The sequence below is a fragment of the Caballeronia eucalypticola genome (assembly GCF_047608185.1).
GTDB lineage: Bacteria > Pseudomonadota > Gammaproteobacteria > Burkholderiales > Burkholderiaceae > Caballeronia.
Window position 1 is genome coordinate 441,420 of record NZ_JBLKRU010000001.1, and the last position, 20,206, is coordinate 461,625.

The following is a 20,206-nucleotide window of genomic DNA, read 5'->3' on the forward strand; positions in this document are numbered from 1 at the left end:
AGAAGCCGTCTCAACGCTAGCTCGGGAATGTACATTGTCAATAATTTATCGACAAATTATCAATAAGAATTTAGACCTAGGGGTGAATTTCGTTCCATACGCTACACTCGCCGACATATTCTTCCGCCGAAATATTTATGCCCCGTCATCCGACCAAGATCGTTTCGTCCGAGCATCTCGTGTCTGAAACGAGCGCTGAGTTGTCCGAGTTCGAATATGGCCTGATCATGGCTGGTAATGCGTTTAACCGCTGGATGGTTCGATGCATGTCGGCGGCGGGCGCGAAGGACATGACGGCGGTGGAAGTGTCGCTGCTGCATCATGTGAGCCATCGTGACCGGAAGAAAAAGATTGCCGATATCTGCTTTGTTCTCAATATAGAGGACACGCACGTCGCGAGCTATGCCATTAAGAAGTTGATGGCGCGGGGTTATGTGAAGAGCGAAAAAGTGGGTAAGGAGGTGTTCTTTTCCGCAACGATGGCGGGGCGGGAGTTGTGCGGGAAGTATCGGGAGGTGCGGGAGAGTTGCTTGATCAGCACGTTGAAGGAGAGTGGGCTGACCAATGAGCAGATAGGCGAGGCGGCGCAGTTGCTGCGAAATGCTTCCGGTCTCTACGATACAGCGGCCAGGGCTGCAGCCTCGTTATAGGGTTTCCGTTCGCACTCGGGTTTTGGGTGCGTTGGTTCTGGGGTTGGTGGTCGGGGTTGGTGGTCGGGGTTTATGCTGGGTTGTTAGGTTCCAGGGTTAGCGGTCTGGGTCAATGCCGGGTTGCTGCTCTCCAAGTCTTCGCGCATTTAGTGTTGGATGTTTTTTTTATCACTATTAGCCACTGCGCGTGGCAGCGCGTCATTTCTTGGTCCTTAGCGACAAAGAAACGAAGCAAAGAAAACGCTTTTAACAGCTCTACCCTAAGTGTCCACAGCGTGCAGTTTTGATTCATGGGTGCCCCAAAAGCACGGTGCTCGCCAGAACTTAGGATGTGTGAAACCCTCCTTCTCGCGAATCCTGACAGTAAAACGCTTCGCCCCGTACGCTCTCGGGCCAGCACTAGCGACTGAACCTGCCCAAGGAGCCCCCCGCGCTATCCGCGGAAAACCTTTCACCGAATTTGTACGCATGCCGAACCATCCTTTAAACCACCAAGAAATGGATCTGCAGAACGCATAGGGCATAACCCGGCAAATAACAATGCAAACCGATAGCTAACCCGCGAAGTACCACTGCGGCAAATACGCGTGAGGCCGTGCGGGTTTCCTTGCCACTGGTCCTTGCCCGAGAGCGTACGGGGCGAAGCGTTTTACTGTCAGGATTCGCGAGAAGGAGGGTTTCACACATCCGTGGTTCTAGCGAGCACCGTGCTTTTCGGGTACCAATGAATAAAAACTGCACGCTGTGGACACTTAATTTTTAGAGAGTTTAAAGCGTATTCTTTGCTTCGTTTCTTTGTCGCTAAGGACCAAGAAATGACGCGCCGCCACGCGCAGTGGCTAATAGTGATTAAGAAAACAGCTAACACTGAACGCGCGAAGACCTGAAAAGCAGCAACCCGGCATTGACCCAGAACCGCTGCCCCAAGACCAAGCACCCCGCACCGCCCACCTTCCAAAACCGTCCACCGGTGCGAACACTCAATACACTGCCGATTCGGTCACAATTGCCCCGAGTGGCAAATCAAACTCCCCCCTTGGCAGCGCGTCGCATCTCGCGGATTCAAAAGCCACCCCAATCGTCGCCGGCGCAAGGCCCCCTGTCCAATCCGCCAATGTCCGATCGTAATACCCACCGCCATATCCCAGCCGATATCGATCGGTATCGAAACCCACGCACGGAATAACGAGCAAGTCCGGCACAACCACGCGCTCTTCCGCCGGCACGGGAATGCCATACCGCCCTCTCTTCATCGCGGCGCTCGGCTGCCAAGCATGAAAAACCAGCGGCGCCCTCGGCGCAACCACCACCGGCAATGCCGCCTTCCGCGATGCATCCAGCGCCAGCCACACAGTCAGCACATCACGCGCGTCGAACTCCCCGGCCACCGGCCAATAAAAACCAATACATGACGTATCCGGAAAGCGCGCGACCGCTTCCATCAAACGCCGCGCCAACGCTTCACCACGCGCGTCCTGATCGGCCCGAACGCCTTGCGCCTCGCGGGTCGCGAGCAGGTTTGCACGCAGCGCGCTTTTGGTTTCCAGCAGAGGGTTGCGTGCTATGCTTTGCATCACTTCGCGCTCCAGAAATAACGATGTCAAAACGTCTCAAACGAGTATATCTCGCAGTCGCAACCACGCTCGCTGCGATCACCCTGATCGGATGCGGCACCGCCTCCGCCGTGCGTCCGCCAGCAGCTGATTATTCGCTCTCGCCGGATGACCGCACCTTCATCCAGCTACGCGAAGCCGCGCGCTCGAATGACGTCGGCCGCGCCATGCAACTCGCCGCGCAAATTCCGAATTATCCGGCGCCGGGTTATATCGAATACTTCACGATCAAGCCGCAACTCTTCGACTCGCAAGGCCACGCGCGCGTCGACGCGCCGGACGAGCCCGTGCTCGCATTCCTGCAGCGCTACGACGGTCAGGCGATTGCCGACCGCATGCGCAACGACTATCTGACGGTGCTCGGCGCACGCCACGACTGGCGCAATTTCCTCGATCAATATTCGCGCTTCGTGCTGAACGACGACACGCAGGTGAAATGCTACGCGCTCGAAGCGCGGGCGTCGCGCGGAGAAAATGTCGCGGACGCCGCGCGCGCTTTGCTCGTCGATCCAAAATGGTATGGCGATGGTTGCGTCGACCTGATCAACGCGCTAGCCGTCTCGCAGCAATTCACGTCGGACGACGTGTGGCAGCAAATCCGCCTCGCCTACGAGCAGAACTACACGAACACGGGCGCCAAGATCGCGGACGCACTCGGCCAGCAACGCCCGGATCAAAGCGTCCTCGACTCCGCCGCCAGCACGCCGCCGCTGTATCTCGCACGCGGCGTAGGTCGCGACACGTCGTCGCATCAACTCGCGCTCGTCGCCATCACGCGCATGGCGCGCAACGATCCAGCCATGGCCGCCGCCACATTCAGCTCGGTTGCGCCGGCGTTGACGCCAACGGAACGCGCTATCGGCTGGGGCACGATCGGGTATCAGGCCGCAGCGAAGCGCATGCCGAGCGCGGTCGACTGGTATCGGCTTTCGCTGAATGCGCCGTTGTCGAATCCCGCCTATGAATGGCGCACGCGCAGCGCTTTGCTCGCCGGCGACTGGATCATGGTGCGCTGGTCGATCGAACAAATGCCGCCCACGCTGCGCAACCAGCCCACGTGGATCTACTGGCACGCGCGCGCCCTGAAGCAAGCAGGCGATACCGCCACGGCCAATCAGGAGTTCGCGGGTATCGCGGATCAGTTCAACTTCTATGGCCAGTTGGCGTCGGAAGAACTCGGCCAGAAAATCACGGTACCGCCGCGCACGGAAGTCACCGACGCGGAAATCGCCCAGGCTGCGACCGTGCCGGGTTTTGCGTTGTCGCAGAAGTTCTACGCCATGAATCTCCGGCTCGAAGGCAACCGCGAATGGAACTGGCCACTGCGTACCATGACGGACCGGCAATTGATCGCGGCCGCGCAGTACGCAAAGCGGATCGAATTGTTCGATCGCGCGGTGAACACGGCAGACAAGACCAAGACCGAGCACGATTTCTCGTTGCGGTATTTGTCGCCGTATCGTGATGTGGTCGAGCGTGAGTCGAAGAACACCGGGCTCGATATCGAATGGGCGTATGGCCTGATTCGCCAGGAATCGCGCTTCATCATCAACGCGAAGTCGGAAGTGGGCGCGGGCGGCTTGATGCAGTTGATGCCCGGCACCGCGCAACTCGTGGCGAAGAAAATCGGCATGGGACCGGTATCGCGTGAACAAATGAACGACCTCGACACGAACATCCTGCTCGGCACGAATTATCTGGCGATGGTCTACAACCAGTTCGACGATTCCGCCGTCCTCGCCACCGCCGGTTACAACGCCGGCCCGGGACGCCCGACGCAATGGCGTTCCACGCTCGGCGCACCGGTAGAGGGCGCGATTTTTGCTGAAACCATTCCGTTCACCGAAACCCGCGATTACGTCAAGAACGTGCTGTCGAACACCGTTTATTATGCGGCGCTGTTCGAAGGCCGCCCGCAATCGCTGAAAGCGCGCCTCGGTTATATCGCGCCGTAAGCGGCCTGCAAACCGACTCGCCGCGCGTTTCGCTTTCCGGTCAATACGGTCACGGTCAGTCGAAAGTCACGCGCGGCGCCGCCGCCATGACGCTTTCGCGGACCGCCACTTTTGGAGGCGAACATGCGGCATCAAACCATTGCGTTGATCGGCGGATCGGGGTTTATCGGCAGTCATCTGGTGAATGCGCTTGTCGAGCTCGGCAAGAACGTGCGCATCGCCACGCGGCGCCGCGAAAATGCGGCGCATCTGACGCTGCTGCCCGTGGATGTGATCGAAACGAACGTCTACGATCCCGTCCAGCTTGCGGCCTTCGTCTCTCAAGCCGATGCCGTCATCAACCTCGTCGGCATTTTGCACGGTAAGCGCGGCGATCCTTACGGTCCACAATTCGCCAAGGCGCACGTCGAGTTGCCGGGCAAGATCGTGGCCGCGTGTCAGGCGAAAGGCGTGCGGCGCTTGATCCACATGAGCGCGCTTGGCGCAGATTCGAAAGGGCCGAGCATGTATCTCCGCTCGAAGGGCGACGGCGAAAAAGCCGTGCGCGAATCGAATCTGGCGACCACCATTTTTCGTCCATCCGTGGTGTTTGGCCCCGAAGACAACTTCCTGAATCAGTTCGCGTTTCTCGAACGGATCTTTCCGGTGATTCCGCTGGCGTGTTCGCAAGCAAAGATCCAGCCGATTTTCGTCGGCGATGTCGCCAAGGCCTTCGCCAACGTGCTCGATCTCGATGCCGCCAGCGGCCGTGTGTATGAACTTGCCGGACCGACGGTGTACACGCTCGAAGAACTTGTGCGCTTCAGCGGCGCGGCGATCGGCAAGAACGCGAAGATCATTCGTTTGCCTGACAGCCTTGGCCGCCTTCAGGCAATGTCGCTTGAGCTCGCGCCTGGCGAACCCATGATGTCGCGCGATAATCTCGATTCGATGAAAACCCCCGCGGTCGCCAGCGGGCCGATGGCGCCGGAACTCGGTATTGAAGAACCGGCGAGCATTGAAGCGATTGCGCCGATGTACCTCACGGGTTCATCGACGCGTTCGCGTTTCAACACGTTTCGCGCGTCCGCCGGGCGTTGAACGTGGTGTTCCCCAAGCAGCGCTTTAACCAAGATATTCTCGATGAAACTCGTTATTGGTGACAAGAATGTATCGTCGTGGTCCATGCGGCCGTGGCTCGTGCTCAAGCACTTCGGCATTCCGTTCGAGGAAGTAATGATTCGCCTCGCGCGGCCAGATTCCAGCGCGAATATCCTCGCGCATTCGCCATCGGGGAAAGTGCCTTGCCTCGTGACCGATGCCGGCGACGCAGTGTGGGAATCGGTCGCGATCATGGAGACGCTGGCCGAGCTTTTCCCGCAGCACGCCATGTGGCCGCGCGATGCCTCTGCGCGAGCGCACGCCCGCAGTATCAGCGCGGAAATGCACGCGGGTTTCGCCGATCTGCGCGAACAGATGTCGATGAATATCCAGCGGCAAACCTTCGGTCTGGAGTTCACGGCGGGCACGTTGGCGAACGTCAAACGGATCGACTTGATCTGGCGCGCTTGCATTAGTCGGCACGGCGGCCCGTTCTTATTCGGCAAGGAATTCGGCATAGCCGACGCGATGTTCGCGCCTGTCGTCATGCGCTTCAATTCTTACGCGCCCAAGCTGAGCGAAACGGCGCTCGTCTACGCCGCCTACATCACGGCACTGCCTCACGTCGCCGAGTGGATCGAAGGCGCACGGAACGAGCGATGAACATTTACGCTGTGGGCGGCGCGATCCGCGATGACATGCTCGGCCTGCCGGTTCAGGACCGCGATTACGTCGTGGTCGGCGCGACGCCGGAGCAAATGACGGCGAAAGGGTTTAAACCCGTCGGCAAGGATTTTCCCGTGTTTTTGCATCCGCAAACCCACGAGGAATATGCGCTCGCGCGGACTGAGCGCAAGACATCGGCGGGATATCACGGCTTTCAGTTTTTCTACGCGCCCGACGTGACGCTCGAAGAAGATCTCGCGCGCCGCGATCTGACCGTGAACGCCATGGCGCGTGAAGTGCGCCCGGACGGCGAGCTGACCGGACCGGTCATCGATCCATTCAATGGCCGCGCCGATCTCGAAGCGCGCGTGTTCCGGCATGTGGGCGATGCGTTTATCGAAGATCCGGTGCGGATTCTGCGTATCGCGCGATTTGCGGCGCGGTTCGCGGATTTTACGATCGCCGACGAAACGCTCGCGCTGATGAAACGCATGGTCGCGGACGGCGAAGTCGATGCGCTCGTGCCCGAGCGTGTGTGGCAGGAAGTGTCGCGTGGCCTGATGGAAAAGACGCCGTCGCGGATGTTCGACGTGCTGCGCGAATGCGGCGCGCTCGTGCGGATTTTGCCGGAGGTGGATTCGCTGTGGGGCGTGCCGCAACGTGCCGACTATCATCCGGAAGTCGATACCGGCGTGCACGTGATGATGGTCGTGGACTACGCGGCGGCGCACGGTTACACGCTGCCGGTTCGCTTCGCTGCGCTGACGCATGATCTCGGCAAGGCGACCACGCCGGACGATATCCTGCCGCGTCACATAGGTCATGAAGGGCGTAGCGTCGATCTGCTAAAGCCGTTGTGCGAGCGTTTGCGCGTGCCGAACGAATGCCGCGATCTCGCGCTGCTGGTGGCGCGTGAGCATGGGAATATCCATCGGGTGATGGAGTTTGGGGCGGCGGCGCTGGTGCGTTTGTTCGAGCGATGCGATGCGTTGCGCAAGCCCGCGCGTTTTGCTGAAGCGCTGCAAGCCTGTGTCTCCGATGCCCGCGGCCGGCTCGGTTTAAGTCAGCAGCCGTATCCGCAGGCGGAGCGTTTGCGTGAAGCGCTGGTGGCGGCGCGCGCGGTGGATGCCGGCGCCGTCGCGCAGCAGTACGCGAACGAGCCGGGCAAGATCAAGGACGCGGTTCACGCCGCGCGTGTGGCGGCGGTGGAAGCGGTGCTGTGAGTTAAAGCATTCGCGCGAGCAGCGAAAGCACGATCGACAGCAAAATAGTCGACATGAACGGGAACGGATATTCCCGTCCAAACAGGCGCAGCGTGAAATCACCGGGCAACCTGCCAATGCCGAGTTTCTTCATCCACGGCAAACACGCCGAGAGAATCGACAACGCAATGAACGTGGTGAGTACCCAGCGGATCATGATGTCATAAGGTATGTGAACGATCGCCAGACGAGAACGCGGCGAGCGTGTCGTCGATACCGCGCGAGAACGCAATCACCTTGAACAATTCGCCCATTTCCGCCTCCGATAACAACTTCTGAACCGCGTTCGCAGCGGGCAGAAAGCGCCGGACGTCCGATGGATCGAGGTCGGAAAGCGTATCGGTAATGCCCGCGTTCATCAGGAAACGCGCTTGCGACGTAAAACCGAGCAGATCGGCGCCCGCGTCCGTGCCGGCCTCCGCGATCCCCGAAAACTCCACGTGCGCCGTGATGTCCTGCAACCCGGGATACAAGAACGGATCGCCGTGCGACCGATGCCGGTAATGGCACATGAGCGTGCCTTGCGCGCGCTGAGCGTGATAGAACTCGCGCCGCGGAAAGCCGTAATCGATAAAAAACGCCGCGCCGCGCGTGAGCATCGTGCAAATGGTGCGCGTGAAAGCCAGCGCCGCTTCGTGCGTCTCGCTCAAATATTCGATGAACGGCTCGTCGTTGACTTCATCGATAGTGGCATCTATTTCGGCCAGCAGCGGGTCGTCGAGCGCCGCTAACAAGGGTTTGTCGTCGAACGCGAAACGGTTGTTCATCCACGACACGCCGCGCTCGTGCCATACGCCAAGTTTGCGCACGACCAGGCGCACCGGCATCGCGTCGAGCACTTCGTTGCCGATCACCACGCCTTCAAAATTCTCCGGCAATGCGCTGAGCCATGTCACCTTAGATGCCAGCTCGGGCGCGTCGGCTTCTATCGTCGCTCGCTGACGGTCCTGCAATTCCCCCGATAAATCGACGATTGCGTAGGTATCGAAGGGAACGTCGAGCGCTTTCAACGCGTTCAGCAAGCCGGCGGCGAGTTTCCCGGTTCCCGCGCCGAATTCCATCAGATTGCGCGTGCCGCTATCGCGCAACGCCTGCGCAACCGGCCGTGCCAGCGTGGCCGAGAACAACGGCGACATTTCCGGCGCGGTGACGAAGTCGCTGCCATCGTCGCCGCGTTTGCCGAATTTCATCGACCCGCCGGTGTAATAGCCGAGGCCGGGCGCGTAAAGCGCGAGTTCCATATACCGGCTGAACGGCAGCCAGCCGCCCGCCGACGCGATTTCCGCGCGGATGCGACCGGTCAACGCCTCGGACTGCGCGAGCGCGTCGGGGCCGGGAACAGGTAAACTGTCGGATTCGTGAGCTTTTGGATTCATTCCGGCATTGTAAATGAGCGTTTCTCCGTCCACTTCTCCAGATTTTTCCGCGCCGAAAGCCCGCGTGGTGCTGATCACCGGGGCGGCAAAACGCATCGGCCGTGGGCTGGCGCTCGGTTTCGCCGCGCGCGGCTGGGACGTCGCCGTGCATTTTGGCGGTTCTGAGGGCGAAGCGCAGGAAGTCGTCCAGTCGATACGCGCCCTTGGCCGCCGCGCGGTTGCGCTGCGTGCGGATCTTGGCGTGGAAAGCGACGTGGCGCGGCTGGTGCCGGCGTGTATCGACGCGTTGGGTGGTCTGCATTGCGTGGTGAACAACGCGTCGAGTTTTGTCGAAGATACGGCGCGCGACTTCAGCTACCCGCGCCTGCTCGAGATGATGGCGATCAACGTTGGCGCGCCACTGGCCTTGGCGCGCGCGCTGTATGACGCCACGCCGGATGCTGACGCCGACGGTGAAACCGGGCGCGCTTGCGTCATCAACGTGCTCGACCAGAAGCTGTACAACATGAATCCCGATTATTTGTCGTACACGCTGACCAAGGCGGCGCTCGAAAGCGCGACCGTCGCGCTCGCTCAGGGGCTTGCGCCGAAGTTGCGCGTGGTCGGGCTGGCGCCGGGCCTCACGCTGCCGTCGGCGGATATGACGCCGGCCGAGTTCGAGGCCGCGCACAAGGTGACGCCGTTGGGCCGGGCTTCACGCGTGGAGGACGTGGTTGCAGCGGCCTGTTATCTCGCCGACGCTTCAGGCGTGACGGGTACAACGCTGGTAGTCGATGGCGGGCAGCATCTCGTGCCATCGCCACGCGACATCATGTTTTTGACGACGGGCCGCGCCCCGGGCGGCGGCGTTTAGTTGTCAATCCCAGTGCGTCAATCTTAGTAAGTTAATCAGAATCTGAATCACCAGGACATCACCATGCTTGCCGCACTTTCGCATCCCCGGCTGGCCGATTGCCGGCGGCTTTTCCTGCGCAACTACGAAGTGCGCATCAACATTGGCGTGCACGATTTCGAAAAACAGGGCGAGCAGCGTGTGGTGATCAACGTGGAATTGTTCGTGCCGCTGGCGTTATCGACGCCGACTGAGGACAAGCTGCGCGAAGTTGTCGACTACGATTTCATGCGCTCGACCATCGCCAAGCGCGTGGGACGCGGGCATATCCATTTGCAGGAAACACTCTGCGATGACGTCGCCGCTGCTTTATTGGCGCATCCGAATGTGCGCGCGGTGGCGGTTTCCACAGAAAAACCCGACGTTTATCCGGACTGCGATGCCGTGGGCGTCGAAGTCTTTCGCATCAAAGAGGTGACAGCATGAGTTCGCTAACGGAAACGGAAGCGCCGGTGGTTCAGGAATTGGCATCCGCCCCGACGATGCGCGAGCCGCTGACACGCCGCGAGCAGAAGCAGGCCTACGAGAACAACAAATTGTTCAAGCGGCTGGCGCGTCAGGTGGGTGAGGCGGTCACCGATTACAACATGATCGAGGACGGCGACAAGGTCATGGTCTGCCTGTCCGGCGGAAAGGATTCGTACGCGATGCTCGAATTGCTGATGCGGCTGCGCGAACGCGCGCCGATCAACTTTGACATCGTCGCGGTGAATCTCGATCAGAAGCAGCCGGGGTTTCCGGAGCATGTGCTGCCCGAGTATTTGAGCAAGCTGGATATGCCGTTTCATATCGAGAATCAGGATACGTACAGCATCGTCAAGCGGCTGGTGCCGGAAGGCAAGACGACGTGTTCGCTTTGTTCGAGATTGCGGCGCGGGATTTTGTATCGCGTGGCGGGCGAACTCGGGGCAACGAAGATTGCGCTTGGGCATCATCGCGACGATATTTTGCAGACGCTGCTGCTGAATATGTTCTATGGCGGCAAGCTCAAGGGCATGCCCCCGAAACTGCAATCCGACGATGGTAAAAACATCGTGATCCGGCCGCTTGCTTACGCGAGGGAAAAAGATCTGGAGAAGTTCGCCGAGTTGCGCGAGTTCCCGATCATTCCGTGCAACCTGTGCGGTAGCCAGCCGAACCTGAAGCGCGCAGAAATGAAAGCGCTGATCCGCGATTGGGAAAAGCGTTTCCCCGGCCGCGTGGAAAATATGTTCAACGCGCTGTCGAATGTCGTGCCTTCGCATTTGATGGATCACAAGCTGTTTCCGTTCAGCGGATTGCGCGCGACGGGCGTGGCGGACCCGGCTGGTGATATCGCGTTCGATGAAGACCCGTGTTCGACGGAGTCAACGTCGCAGACCATTTCGATTGTTCAGTTCGATGATATTTGAAGCCGGGCCGAAAACCCCGCAGAAGCATTGCTGAGCAAGGCCGCGCCGGGTTTTTCCGCCTCCCGGCGCGTGTTATATTGGCGGCTCCAAATACTTCAACGAAGCTGACGCCATGAACATTGTTATTTTGGCGGCAGGCATGGGCAAGCGCATGCGTTCCGCCTTGCCGAAAGTCCTTCATCCCCTGGCTGGCCGGCCGCTCCTCTCTCATGTCCTCGATGTCGCTCGCGCGCTCACGCCCACGCGGCTTGTCGTCGTGATCGGACACGGGGCGGAACAGGTTCAGAAAGCAGTCGGCGCCCCCGATGTCCAGTTCGCCGTGCAGGATCAACAACTGGGCACCGGCCACGCCGTCCAGCAAGCGCTGCCGCTGCTCGACCTTTCCGTGCCTACGCTCATTCTTTACGGCGATGTGCCGCTCACGCGCGTCAGCACGCTGCAGCGCCTGGCCGATGCCGCGTCTGGTGGCCGGTACGGCGTGCTGACGGTCACGCTGGACGATCCGACCGGGTACGGCCGCATCGTGCGCGATCCGACCGGCGCCGTGCAGTGCATTGTCGAGCAGAAAGACGCCAATGCCGGCCAGTTGACGATCGCCGAAATCAATACGGGCATTGTCATTACGCCGACCGCGCAGTTGGGCGAATGGCTAGCATCGCTTAAAAACGACAACGTGCAAGGCGAGTTCTATCTCACCGACGTCGTCGAGCGCGCGCTCGAATCGGGCGTTGAAATCGTCACGGCGCAACCCGATGAAGAGTGGGAAACGCTCGGCGTGAACAGCAAGCAGCAACTCGCCGAACTCGAACGGATTCATCAGGGCAATGTTGCCGAGGCGTTGCTGGTTGCCGGCGTCACGCTGCTGGACCCCGCGCGCATCGATGTGCGCGGCACGCTGACCTGTGGACGCGATGTGTCCATCGACGTGAATTGCGTCTTCGAAGGCAATGTGACCCTGGAGGATAACGTGACCGTCGGCCCGAATTGCGTGATCCGCGATGCGTCGATTGGCGCGGGCACCCGGATCGACGCGTTCACGCATATTGAAGGCGGCACGACCGGCGCGAACGTCGTGCTTGGACCGTATGCGCGTTTGCGGCCGGGCGCGGTGCTCGGCGACGAAGCGCATGTGGGCAACTTCGTCGAAGTGAAAAACGCGGTGTTCGGGCGCGGGTCGAAGGCGAACCATTTGAGCTATATCGGCGACTCGGATATTGGGGCGCGCGTGAATATCGGCGCGGGCACGATCACCTGTAATTACGATGGCGCGAACAAGTTCCGTACGGTGATCGAGGACGACGTGTTCGTCGGCTCCGATACCCAACTCGTCGCTCCGGTGCGCGTGGGGCGCGGCGCGTCCATCGCGGCCGGGACGACCGTCTGGAAGGATGTCGCGGAAGGTCAGCTCGTGTTGAACGAAAAAACCCAGGTGAGCAAGAGCGATTACGTACGGCCTGTGAAGAAAACCTGAACAAATAGCGAGTGCTCGCATGCTTAAGTGCGCGCCCTGGTGGCGAGCGCCTGGCGTTTTCGAGCGATTAAAAACAATCTGGAAAGGACGACGCCATGTGCGGAATTGTGGGCGCGGTAGCGCAACGTAACATCGTATCGGTGCTGGTTGAAGGTTTGCGGCGGCTGGAATATCGCGGCTACGATTCCTGCGGCGTAGCCGTGATTGCCGATGGCGAACCGAAGCGCGCGCGCAGCGTGGCGCGCGTGGCCGATCTCGCCGATCAGGTCCGCGATACGCGCCTGGAAGGCGTCACCGGCATTGCGCATACTCGATGGGCGACCCATGGCGCGCCCATTACCGACAACGCGCATCCCATCTCTTCGCGTAACGAGTTGGCGCTTGTGCATAACGGGATCATTGAGAACTATGAGACCTTGCGGACCATGCTGCGTGGAAAGGGCTACGAGTTTGTATCGCAGACGGACACCGAAGTTATTGCGCATTTGATCCACAGCATGTATCGCGGCGATCTGTTCCAAAGCGTGCGTGATGCCGTGAAGGAATTGCATGGCGCGTACGCCATTGCGGTGGTCCACAAGGATCAGCCGCATACGGTTGTCGGCGCGCGGCAGGGGTCGCCGCTGGTTGTGGGCGTGGGTAATGGCGAGAACTTTCTCGCCTCCGATGCGCTCGCGCTCGCCGGCAGCACCGATCGGTTTGCGTTCCTCGATGAAGGCGATGTGGTCGAGATCACGCTGGATGGCATCAAAATTGTGGATCGCGATGGAATGCCTGCCGAGCGCGAAGTGCGCGTGGTCGCGGCGTATGGCGGCGCGGTTGAGCTTGGGCCGTATCGACACTTCATGCAGAAGGAAATCTTCGAGCAGCCGCGCGCTATTACAGACACCATTCCTCAAACCGATCGGTTCTCGGCTGAGTTATTCGGGGCGGATGCGGCTGAAGTTTTCGCCGATATCGACAGCGTGCTCATTCTCGCGTGCGGCACGAGTTCGTATGCGGGGATGACGGCGAAGTACTGGCTTGAATCGGTTGCGAAGATTCCGACGCAAGTTGAGATTGCGAGTGAGTATCGATATCGGGAATCGGTGCCGAATCCGCGGGCGTTGGTCGTGATGATTTCGCAGTCGGGCGAGACTGCGGATACGCTGGCCGCGTTGAAGCATGCGCAGGCGCTTGGGCATAAACATACCTTGGCGCTTTGCAATGTGGCTTCCAGCGCGATGGTTCGATTGACGAAGCTCGCGTTTTTGACGCGCGCGGGGACTGAGATTGGCGTGGCGTCGACTAAGGCATTTACTACGCAATTAGTCGGGATGTTTGTGCTCGCTGTCACGCTTGGGACGTTGCGCGGGCATGTGAGTGAAAAGCAGGAAGCGGGTTATCTGACGCAGTTGCGGCATTTGCCTTCGGCGCTGAATGGCGTGCTGGCGCTGGAGCCGCAGATTATTGCGTGGTCGGAAGAGTTTTCACGCAAGGAGAATGCGCTGTTTCTCGGACGTGGATTGCATTATCCGATCGCGCTGGAAGGCGCGCTCAAGCTTAAGGAAATTTCTTATATTCACGCGGAGGCTTATCCGGCTGGGGAGTTGAAGCATGGGCCGTTGGCACTGGTGACGGAGGCTATGCCGGTGGTGACGGTGGCTCCGAATGACACGCTGCTGGAGAAGCTGAAGTCGAATATGCAAGAGGTTCGGGCGCGTGGGGGCGAGCTTTATGTCTTTGCGGATTCGGATACCCGGATTGTTAGCGAGGATGGGATTCACGTGATTCGGATGCCTGAGCATTATGGGTTGCTCTCGCCCATTCTTCATGTCGTGCCGCTGCAATTGCTGGCTTATCACACGGCTTGTGCGAGAGGGACGGATGTGGATAAGCCTAGGAATTTGGCGAAGAGCGTGACGGTGGAGTGAGGGGGAAGGTTCCTGTCGGCGGTCGTCGGGTTCGAGGGGCCGGCGGCCATGCCTATAGACAGCAGTCTTGCGAGATGCTGTAAGTGGTCTTAGTTATAGATGTCCTCGTCCAATGGGGCGCGAATGTTACTTCCACGAAGCTGGTATAAGACCCGCGTCGCGAGGCTTCCAGTTTGCGACTTCGACCGTATTAGGCACTTTTCCCCATATGTTGTCGTCGGCGTGTTCCAGCACGATGATTTGGCACTTGTGATTAGTCGCTGTGAGGCCTTCAGAAAGAATCTCGAAGATTCGCCTCGTGGCTAAGAAATCTGCATCGCGACTCCTCCGCAACTGGGTCAGTCCCTCCTTGTCGGCATCCAACTGATTTGCTCCTGTAGCGGCGCTCGGGAAGTAGACTTGACTCGGCTGGTCTATAACCAGGAAGTTAAACACAGGGAGGTATTCGCGCGAGGGGTGAGATACGTACTCGTGGATGGCGAGGATTGTGGCGATGTGATAGCCCATCCAGTTTTCGCCGCTGCCGACTTCCCATAGGTATTCTTTTTTACCGTCATCAAGCTTGCTGAAGCTGAGAGTGAGTTCCTGTTTGTCTAGTTTCACCCGTCCGCGCTGCTCCAAACGTAGCGCTTTCGCGTATTTAGTGATTAGGTTTGTTAACGCTTCGTCGACGAGTGCGTCTCTCCGCTCCCTGTCAACCTCAGCTAGGTACTTTGCTATTGCCGCAATTTGCAGAGAGATTTCTGCTATCTGAAGGGATAGTTCGTCAGTGTCTCGAAGTGATGCGAAGCTCATGAGAAGTGCTTGAAGTCTTCCCATGAGAACGAAGACTCGGCTCAACGAGTCCTTGGTGGCGCGGTCGACCTTTTCGAGGCTTAGCCGGTCTGCTCTTATGGCGTGAAGTTTTCGTTGGGCTTCGATTAGAGCGCCCTTCGCAGAATCAATCTCCCTGTCCACAATGGGGTTCTCGGATAAAGCCTCTGACAGTGCTCCAATTCGCCGCATTTCTGATTCGAGATGGGCCACTGTGTTGCGATGCCGGCTCGTTTCGTTGCCGCAAACCACACATCGCGCGTCAGGCCGGAGATTTGCCCTCAGCCATCCGTGGAGGTGCTGGCGATCTCGCAAGTCCGAGACACTGAACCTGCGAGACTGCCGCTGGCACGTCGTTACGCCTGCATTTCTCGCATCACGACTTTCTGGGAGCCATGGACCGTTCCCATCTTGGACTAAAGTGCAGTCCGCTATACAAGCTATGCCCGGTGTAGCCCGCATCTACAACGCAGAGTGGAGTTCGAGCCGGACGGGGTCGCGGCACGCGACCAAGCGCTTGATAAGCTGACATTGCTCGCGCTTGCCAAGACGCCCTTGATGGTTTTCTCGCTAGGTCAAAGCGTATAATATTTTACGCTAGAAAGATTCGCCAAAAGACTCGCCATAGATAAGCTATCTATTTGAAATATAGCGTTTTTTTTCTATGATTTTCCGGTTTAGGATCCGCCACAGAAGCCGCCATGGCCACCGCCAAGTCCAAATATTCCGATTACGCGGTTCACCAGATGCATCCGCTGCTGCCTTCGGAGCCGAAGCTGGACACCCTGCGTCCGCTGGCCGCCGGTGTCATTGGCCGGGCGAAAGATCTGGCGGCCCATGGCATGCCGCATCTCCGTGATCTGCTTCGCGAGGCGTTGCGTCCGATGAACTCCTACTATACGAACAAGATAGAAGGTCAACACACCCAGCCGCTGCTAATCGAGCGCGCGTTGCAAAAGGATTTTTCCAGCAGGCCCGGCGAAGCCCGCAAGTAACGAATCGCAGTCGCTCATATCGTCACCGAGCGTTGGGGCGAAGTGACCTTCCCCACGTTCGATTCCAATGCATTCTTCGAAGCGTCTGTACCTCAAGCCATCCATCGGCATCTGCACGACCAGTTGTCGCTGGAGGACCTCCTTCAAATTGACGGCGACGGTGAAGAGGAAAGAATCACGCCGGGCGTATGGCGGGATAGAGGCGTCAAAGTCGGCTCGCACATCCCTCCCGACCCGACAACGGTATCGGACTTCATGGACGAGTGGCATCGAGGCTACCGTTACGCACGGGCCGGTGAAACCGCGGTTATCGCGTTGATGGCGGCTCACCACCGGCTTGCGTGGATTCACCCGTTTCTCGACGGCAATGGACGCACGGCGCGGCTGCATACGCATACCGGACTTTCCGCGTTAGGGCTGACGCAGGGACTATGGTCTCCAATGCGCGGCTTCGCTCGCGACCAGAGTGCTTACTACAAACATCTGATAGCTGCCGATCAACGTCGCAAAGGCGACTACGACGGACGAGGAGTGTTGAGCGAAAGCGGTCTGGTGGAATTTATCGCTTTCTGCATGAATCTCTGCCTTGATCAAATAGGTTTCATGGACGATATGCTCCAAATACCCGCCTTCGAGGCGAGGCTGGCCCAGATGCTGGCGGCTGAGGCGACCAAGAGCGACACGCGCTTCTTAAGAATTGAGGCGGCACAACCGCTCGCCTATCTGGCAACGATCAAGTCGATAGACAGAGCCCGGTTCAAAGCCATGATGGGGCTGCCAAGCCGAACTGCCGATCGCGTGCTGGCGGACCTCTTCAAACTAGGTATCGTTCGTTCGAGAACGCCCAAAGGTCCCATCGAACTCGCGTTGCCAATCACGTTGTTTCGATATCTCTTCCCGAGGCTATGGCCGGAGGCGGAAGTCGACACCGCCTGAGAGGCGAAGGTCAGCGGCATGAGCCGCCCTCCACCCGCCGACAACATCCTGTCCGCACCCCAACCTCGTTAAACTACAAATGTTGTCAACCTAACGAGGCTTGTTCGTGTCGTCCAATTTCGAAGATCTGGTTTCATCGATACGTGCGAAGTTTCCCGAGCTCAGCCCGCAATTCCAGGCCGGCGCGGGTTTCCTGCTTAACTTCCCCGATGAAGTCGCCGTGCTCTCAATGCGGAAGGTCGCCGAGCGAGCCAATGTCCAACCTGCGGCCCTTGTGCGGTTATCGCAGCAACTTGGCTTCCCTGGCTGGAACGAGCTCCGGGAGATATTCGTTGCCCGTATCCGCACCCGGCCGGAAGCGCTCACAACAAAAGCCCGCGCGCTCGTCAAAGGTGGCTCAGGCGAATCGTTAATCCAGGAACTCGCCATCGCGCAAAGCCACAATCTCGAAGTCACGTTCGCGCAGAACGGCACGAAGTTCGTCGAGGTCGCGAAGATGCTGCGCAAAGCGCCGCATGTCCACGTGGCGGGATTCCGCTCGTGTTATCCGGTCGCGTTCGGCCTGGTCTATGGGTATCGGCTATTTCGGTCATCGGTGAGTTTGGTTAACGGCGAGGCCGGCACGCTCGAAATGCAACTTCGCGGCATGGCGAAAGGGCACGCAACCGTCGTGACAAGCTTCGCCCCGTATTCGGCCGAAGCTGTGCGCGTCGCGCAAGCGGCGAAGGAGCAGGGCTGCAAGCTTATCGCGATCACCGACAGCGCCGTGTCGCCGCTTGCCCTCAACGCCGACCACGTCCTCATCTTTTCACACGAAAGCCCATCGTTTTTTCCATCGCTCGTTGCTGCGTCGGCAATAGCGGAGTCGCTGGTCGCCCATCTGCTTGCGCTCGAAGGACGATCGGCCGTCGAACTGCTCGAAGAGGCCGAATCCGCGCTGCACGCGAAGGGCGCTTATTCGTCGTAAGCATCGGTGACGTGAGAGGCGGCTTAGCCCCTGCGACTGCATCGCCCGCAGGTTTCTTACGTCTAAACTTCCCTGCTGCACAAATCCATCACGGAAAGCTCTCAGCGGTTACGTCAACCTGCGCCAGTTTCTCCAGCTACTAAAAAAGTCCTCCGGCCGCATAATATCCACATTGACAACATATGTTGTAACGATAGAAAATAAGGCATCGCATGTTACTGAGCGCCGCTCAGAACCTTATTCTCCAAGTGACGAGCGCACGAACATCGTCACAAACGTCGAGGTCGGAATGACAACGGTTTTTCATCGCACCCCGCAAGCCAAACTCCCTATTGCAGTTTCCGGCGATGGAATCGAGATCATCGACTCCGAAGGCAAACGCTACATCGACGCATCGGGCGGTGCGGCCGTATCGTGTCTGGGGCACAGCAACCAGCGCGTCATCGATGCCATCAAGCGGCAAGCCCAGCAACTTCCCTACGCGCACACCTCTTTCTTCACGACCGCGGTCGCGGAAGAATTGTCCGACCGCCTGATAGCGGACGCGCCCAAAGGCCTGGGCCACGTGTACTTCACGTCCGGCGGTTCCGAAGCCATCGAAGCCGCGCTCAAACTTGCTCGCCAATATTTCGTCGAAAAGGGGCAGGGGCAGCGGCGGCATTTCATCGCGCGTCGACAGAGTTATCACGGCAATACGCTCGGTGCGCTCGCTATCGGCGGAAATGCGTGGCGTCGTGAGCCATTCCTTCCGATCCTCATCGAAACGCACCGTGTAAGCCCGTGCTACGCGTATCGCGAGCAACGCGCCGATGAAACCGAGGATGCCTTCGCGCAACGTCTCGCCGACGAACTCGAGTCGAAAATCGTGGACCTCGGCGGCGATACGGTCGCCGCTTTCGTCGCCGAAACGGTCGTGGGCGCAACCGCCGGCGCGGTGCCGCCGGTGCGCGAGTACTTCAAGAAGATACGCGCGGTCTGTAACAAGTACGGCGTTTTGCTGATCCTGGACGAAATCATGTGCGGGATGGGCCGCACGGGCCATCTGTACGCTTGCGCAGAGGACGGGGTAGTGCCAGACCTCCTGACCATCGCGAAGGGCCTGGGGGCCGGTTATCAGGCGATCGGAGCGACGCTGGTCAGCGACGAGATCTATGACACCATCGTCAACGGCTCAGGTTTCTTCCAGCACGGGCACACGTACATCGGCCACGCGACCGCGTGTGCGGCAGCGCTCGAAGTCCAGCGCGTGATCGCGGACGACAAGTTGCTGAACAATGTGCAAGCATGCGGCGAGCAGCTTCGTGGTTTGCTCCGCGCGCATTATGCGAGTCATCCGTACATTGGCGATATCCGTGGCCGCGGCCTGTTTGTCGGCGTCGAGCTGGTGCAGGACCGCACGTCGAAGAATCCATTCGATGCCAGCAAAAAATTGCACGCGGTGATAAAAAGTGAAGCGATGAAGCGCGGCCTGATGGTCTATCCGATGGGCGGCACGGTCGATGGCGCAATCGGTGACCATGTGCTGCTGGCGCCGCCGTTCATCGCGACGGCATCGCAAATCGATGAAATCGGTGCGCGCCTGACCGATGCCATCGACGGCGCATTGGCCGCAATCGGCGCGCCGGACACGCGCTAAGTGACAATCACACTCTGGACAACCCATGACCAATCGCCTGCCGAATTTCGATATCGCTCACGCCACGGACGAACAGAAAACCGTTCTTCAGAACATCCTGAGCGGTCCGCGCGGCAACTTGAACGGTCCGTTCCTCGGATGGATCCATAGCCCGGAATTGGCGGACCATGCACAACGGCTTGGCGCGTTTTGTCGATACAAAACGGGCTTGTCATTGCGTTTGTCGGAGTTGGCAATTCTCGTGACCGCCGCACGATGGCAGTCGCAGGGCGAGTGGTTCATCCACTATCCGATCGCGCTCAATGCTGGTGTTCCGAAGGCGGTGGCCGATGCGGTTCATCGAGGCGAGCGCCCCACGTTCGATGACGCCGACGACGCGCTCATCTACGAATTTGCCACGGAGTTATACGAGACGAAGCGCGTGTCGGATAAAACGTTCGCAGCAGTCGTGGCGCGCTTCGAGCATGTGGTCGTCATCAATCTGGTCGGACTGCTCGGTTACTACGCATTGGTCGCGATGACCCTGAACACGTTCAGCATGCGGGCGGAAGGGCAGACCACATTACCGTTCCCTGAATAAAGCGCTTCAA

Annotated in this window: 19 protein-coding genes; 15 read left to right on the forward strand and 4 right to left on the reverse strand. The window is 59.2% G+C overall.

The features are described from left to right. Window positions 1-137 precede the first annotated feature (137 nt). A complete protein-coding gene (locus tag ACMX25_RS02100; protein WP_414947888.1) occupies window positions 138-650 on the forward strand; it encodes a winged helix DNA-binding protein in 513 nt (170 codons plus the stop codon). Window positions 651-1,630: 980 nt separating this feature from the next. Here ACMX25_RS02100 and ACMX25_RS02105 read toward each other — a convergent pair. After that, complete coding sequence (locus ACMX25_RS02105; protein ID WP_414947889.1) at window positions 1,631-2,224, reverse strand: 5-formyltetrahydrofolate cyclo-ligase; 594 nt, start codon at window positions 2,222-2,224, stop codon at window positions 1,631-1,633. 23 nt (window positions 2,225-2,247) lie between these two features. Between ACMX25_RS02105 and ACMX25_RS02110 the strand changes: the two genes are divergently transcribed. The 4 genes from ACMX25_RS02110 to ACMX25_RS02125 all read left to right on the forward strand — a co-directional run bounded on the left by ACMX25_RS02110 (window position 2,248) and on the right by ACMX25_RS02125 (window position 7,187). Continuing rightward, on the forward strand, window positions 2,248-4,218 hold the full coding sequence (locus ACMX25_RS02110) for a lytic transglycosylase domain-containing protein (RefSeq protein WP_414947890.1): 1,971 nt from the start codon (window positions 2,248-2,250) through the stop codon (window positions 4,216-4,218). A 123-nt stretch (window positions 4,219-4,341) separates the two neighbouring features. Further along, entirely contained in the window at window positions 4,342-5,298 is a 957-nt protein-coding gene (locus ACMX25_RS02115; RefSeq protein WP_414947891.1) for a complex I NDUFA9 subunit family protein, read from the forward strand. Window positions 5,299-5,340: 42 nt separating this feature from the next. Next, window positions 5,341-5,961 carry a glutathione S-transferase family protein gene (locus tag ACMX25_RS02120; protein ID WP_414947892.1) on the forward strand — a complete coding sequence of 207 codons (621 nt, stop codon included), beginning with the start codon at window positions 5,341-5,343 and terminating at the stop codon, window positions 5,959-5,961. Next, complete coding sequence (locus ACMX25_RS02125) at window positions 5,958-7,187, forward strand: multifunctional CCA addition/repair protein (protein ID WP_414947893.1); 1,230 nt, start codon at window positions 5,958-5,960, stop codon at window positions 7,185-7,187. The genes ACMX25_RS02120 and ACMX25_RS02125 overlap by 4 nt, the downstream gene beginning before the upstream one ends. A 1-nt stretch (window position 7,188) precedes the next feature. Here ACMX25_RS02125 and ACMX25_RS02130 read toward each other — a convergent pair whose 3' ends face one another. Then, window positions 7,189-7,383 (reverse strand): DUF2905 domain-containing protein, encoded by a 195-nt coding sequence (locus ACMX25_RS02130; RefSeq protein ID WP_414947894.1) that lies wholly within the window; start codon window positions 7,381-7,383, stop codon window positions 7,189-7,191. 4 nt (window positions 7,384-7,387) lie between these two features. Continuing rightward, window positions 7,388-8,602, reverse strand: coding sequence for a class I SAM-dependent methyltransferase (locus ACMX25_RS02135; RefSeq protein ID WP_414947895.1), 1,215 nt, complete (start codon window positions 8,600-8,602; stop codon window positions 7,388-7,390). Between the two features lie 13 nt (window positions 8,603-8,615). Between ACMX25_RS02135 and ACMX25_RS02140 the strand changes: the two genes are divergently transcribed. The 5 genes from ACMX25_RS02140 to glmS all read left to right on the forward strand — a co-directional run bounded on the left by ACMX25_RS02140 (window position 8,616) and on the right by glmS (window position 14,269). Next, window positions 8,616-9,455 (forward strand): SDR family oxidoreductase, encoded by an 840-nt coding sequence (locus tag ACMX25_RS02140; protein ID WP_414947896.1) that lies wholly within the window; start codon window positions 8,616-8,618, stop codon window positions 9,453-9,455. Window positions 9,456-9,518: 63 nt separating this feature from the next. Further along, a complete protein-coding gene (locus ACMX25_RS02145; RefSeq protein ID WP_414947897.1) occupies window positions 9,519-9,920 on the forward strand; it encodes a dihydroneopterin aldolase in 402 nt (133 codons plus the stop codon). A 56-nt stretch (window positions 9,921-9,976) separates the two neighbouring features. Then, window positions 9,977-10,885 carry a tRNA 2-thiocytidine(32) synthetase TtcA gene (gene ttcA / locus ACMX25_RS02150; protein ID WP_414947947.1) on the forward strand — a complete coding sequence of 303 codons (909 nt, stop codon included), beginning with the start codon at window positions 9,977-9,979 and terminating at the stop codon, window positions 10,883-10,885. A gap of 112 nt (window positions 10,886-10,997) precedes the next feature. Next, a complete protein-coding gene (glmU, locus tag ACMX25_RS02155; RefSeq protein WP_414947898.1) occupies window positions 10,998-12,356 on the forward strand; it encodes a bifunctional UDP-N-acetylglucosamine diphosphorylase/glucosamine-1-phosphate N-acetyltransferase GlmU in 1,359 nt (452 codons plus the stop codon). 95 nt (window positions 12,357-12,451) lie between these two features. Next, complete coding sequence (gene glmS, locus ACMX25_RS02160) at window positions 12,452-14,269, forward strand: glutamine--fructose-6-phosphate transaminase (isomerizing) (RefSeq protein ID WP_414947899.1); 1,818 nt, start codon at window positions 12,452-12,454, stop codon at window positions 14,267-14,269. Between the two features lie 126 nt (window positions 14,270-14,395). Here the strand turns inward: glmS and ACMX25_RS02165 are convergent, their stop codons facing one another. After that, window positions 14,396-15,295, reverse strand: coding sequence for a DUF3732 domain-containing protein (locus tag ACMX25_RS02165; protein ID WP_414947900.1), 900 nt, complete (start codon window positions 15,293-15,295; stop codon window positions 14,396-14,398). A gap of 488 nt (window positions 15,296-15,783) precedes the next feature. On the opposite strand from ACMX25_RS02165, the gene ACMX25_RS02170 reads away from it, so the two are divergent. The 5 genes from ACMX25_RS02170 (at window position 15,784) to ACMX25_RS02190 (ending at window position 20,196) form a co-directional block, all read left to right on the forward strand. Next, window positions 15,784-16,077: a hypothetical protein gene (locus ACMX25_RS02170; protein ID WP_414947901.1), complete on the forward strand. Its 294-nt coding sequence runs from the start codon at window positions 15,784-15,786 to the stop codon at window positions 16,075-16,077. 42 nt (window positions 16,078-16,119) lie between these two features. Then, entirely contained in the window at window positions 16,120-17,013 is an 894-nt protein-coding gene (locus tag ACMX25_RS02175) for a Fic family protein (protein WP_414947902.1), read from the forward strand. A 106-nt stretch (window positions 17,014-17,119) separates the two neighbouring features. Then, window positions 17,120-17,980: a MurR/RpiR family transcriptional regulator gene (locus ACMX25_RS02180; protein ID WP_414947903.1), complete on the forward strand. Its 861-nt coding sequence runs from the start codon at window positions 17,120-17,122 to the stop codon at window positions 17,978-17,980. Window positions 17,981-18,269: 289 nt separating this feature from the next. Further along, the gene (locus ACMX25_RS02185) at window positions 18,270-19,616 is read left to right on the forward strand and encodes an aspartate aminotransferase family protein (RefSeq protein ID WP_414947904.1); all 1,347 of its coding nucleotides are present in this window, start codon (window positions 18,270-18,272) and stop codon (window positions 19,614-19,616) included. A gap of 25 nt (window positions 19,617-19,641) precedes the next feature. Next, window positions 19,642-20,196, forward strand: coding sequence for a carboxymuconolactone decarboxylase family protein (locus tag ACMX25_RS02190; protein WP_414947905.1), 555 nt, complete (start codon window positions 19,642-19,644; stop codon window positions 20,194-20,196). Window positions 20,197-20,206: the final 10 nt, after the last annotated feature.

What these genes read in the sequence shown, in the direction of transcription:
- ACMX25_RS02100 (WP_414947888.1), top strand. Translation starts at nt 138, where the DNA reads ATGCCCCGTCATCCGACCAAGATCGTTTCGTCCGAGCATCTCGTGTCT.
- ACMX25_RS02105 (WP_414947889.1), bottom strand. Translation starts at nt 2,224, where the DNA reads ATGCAAAGCATAGCACGCAACCCTCTGCTGGAAACCAAAAGCGCGCTG.
- ACMX25_RS02110 (WP_414947890.1), top strand. Translation starts at nt 2,248, where the DNA reads ATGTCAAAACGTCTCAAACGAGTATATCTCGCAGTCGCAACCACGCTC.
- ACMX25_RS02115 (WP_414947891.1), top strand. Translation starts at nt 4,342, where the DNA reads ATGCGGCATCAAACCATTGCGTTGATCGGCGGATCGGGGTTTATCGGC.
- ACMX25_RS02120 (WP_414947892.1), top strand. Translation starts at nt 5,341, where the DNA reads ATGAAACTCGTTATTGGTGACAAGAATGTATCGTCGTGGTCCATGCGG.
- ACMX25_RS02125 (WP_414947893.1), top strand. Translation starts at nt 5,958, where the DNA reads ATGAACATTTACGCTGTGGGCGGCGCGATCCGCGATGACATGCTCGGC.
- ACMX25_RS02130 (WP_414947894.1), bottom strand. Translation starts at nt 7,383, where the DNA reads ATGATCCGCTGGGTACTCACCACGTTCATTGCGTTGTCGATTCTCTCG.
- ACMX25_RS02135 (WP_414947895.1), bottom strand. Translation starts at nt 8,602, where the DNA reads ATGAATCCAAAAGCTCACGAATCCGACAGTTTACCTGTTCCCGGCCCC.
- ACMX25_RS02140 (WP_414947896.1), top strand. Translation starts at nt 8,616, where the DNA reads ATGAGCGTTTCTCCGTCCACTTCTCCAGATTTTTCCGCGCCGAAAGCC.
- ACMX25_RS02145 (WP_414947897.1), top strand. Translation starts at nt 9,519, where the DNA reads ATGCTTGCCGCACTTTCGCATCCCCGGCTGGCCGATTGCCGGCGGCTT.
- ttcA (WP_414947947.1), top strand. Translation starts at nt 9,977, where the DNA reads ATGCGCGAGCCGCTGACACGCCGCGAGCAGAAGCAGGCCTACGAGAAC.
- glmU (WP_414947898.1), top strand. Translation starts at nt 10,998, where the DNA reads ATGAACATTGTTATTTTGGCGGCAGGCATGGGCAAGCGCATGCGTTCC.
- glmS (WP_414947899.1), top strand. Translation starts at nt 12,452, where the DNA reads ATGTGCGGAATTGTGGGCGCGGTAGCGCAACGTAACATCGTATCGGTG.
- ACMX25_RS02170 (WP_414947901.1), top strand. Translation starts at nt 15,784, where the DNA reads ATGGCCACCGCCAAGTCCAAATATTCCGATTACGCGGTTCACCAGATG.
- ACMX25_RS02185 (WP_414947904.1), top strand. Translation starts at nt 18,270, where the DNA reads ATGACAACGGTTTTTCATCGCACCCCGCAAGCCAAACTCCCTATTGCA.
- ACMX25_RS02190 (WP_414947905.1), top strand. Translation starts at nt 19,642, where the DNA reads ATGACCAATCGCCTGCCGAATTTCGATATCGCTCACGCCACGGACGAA.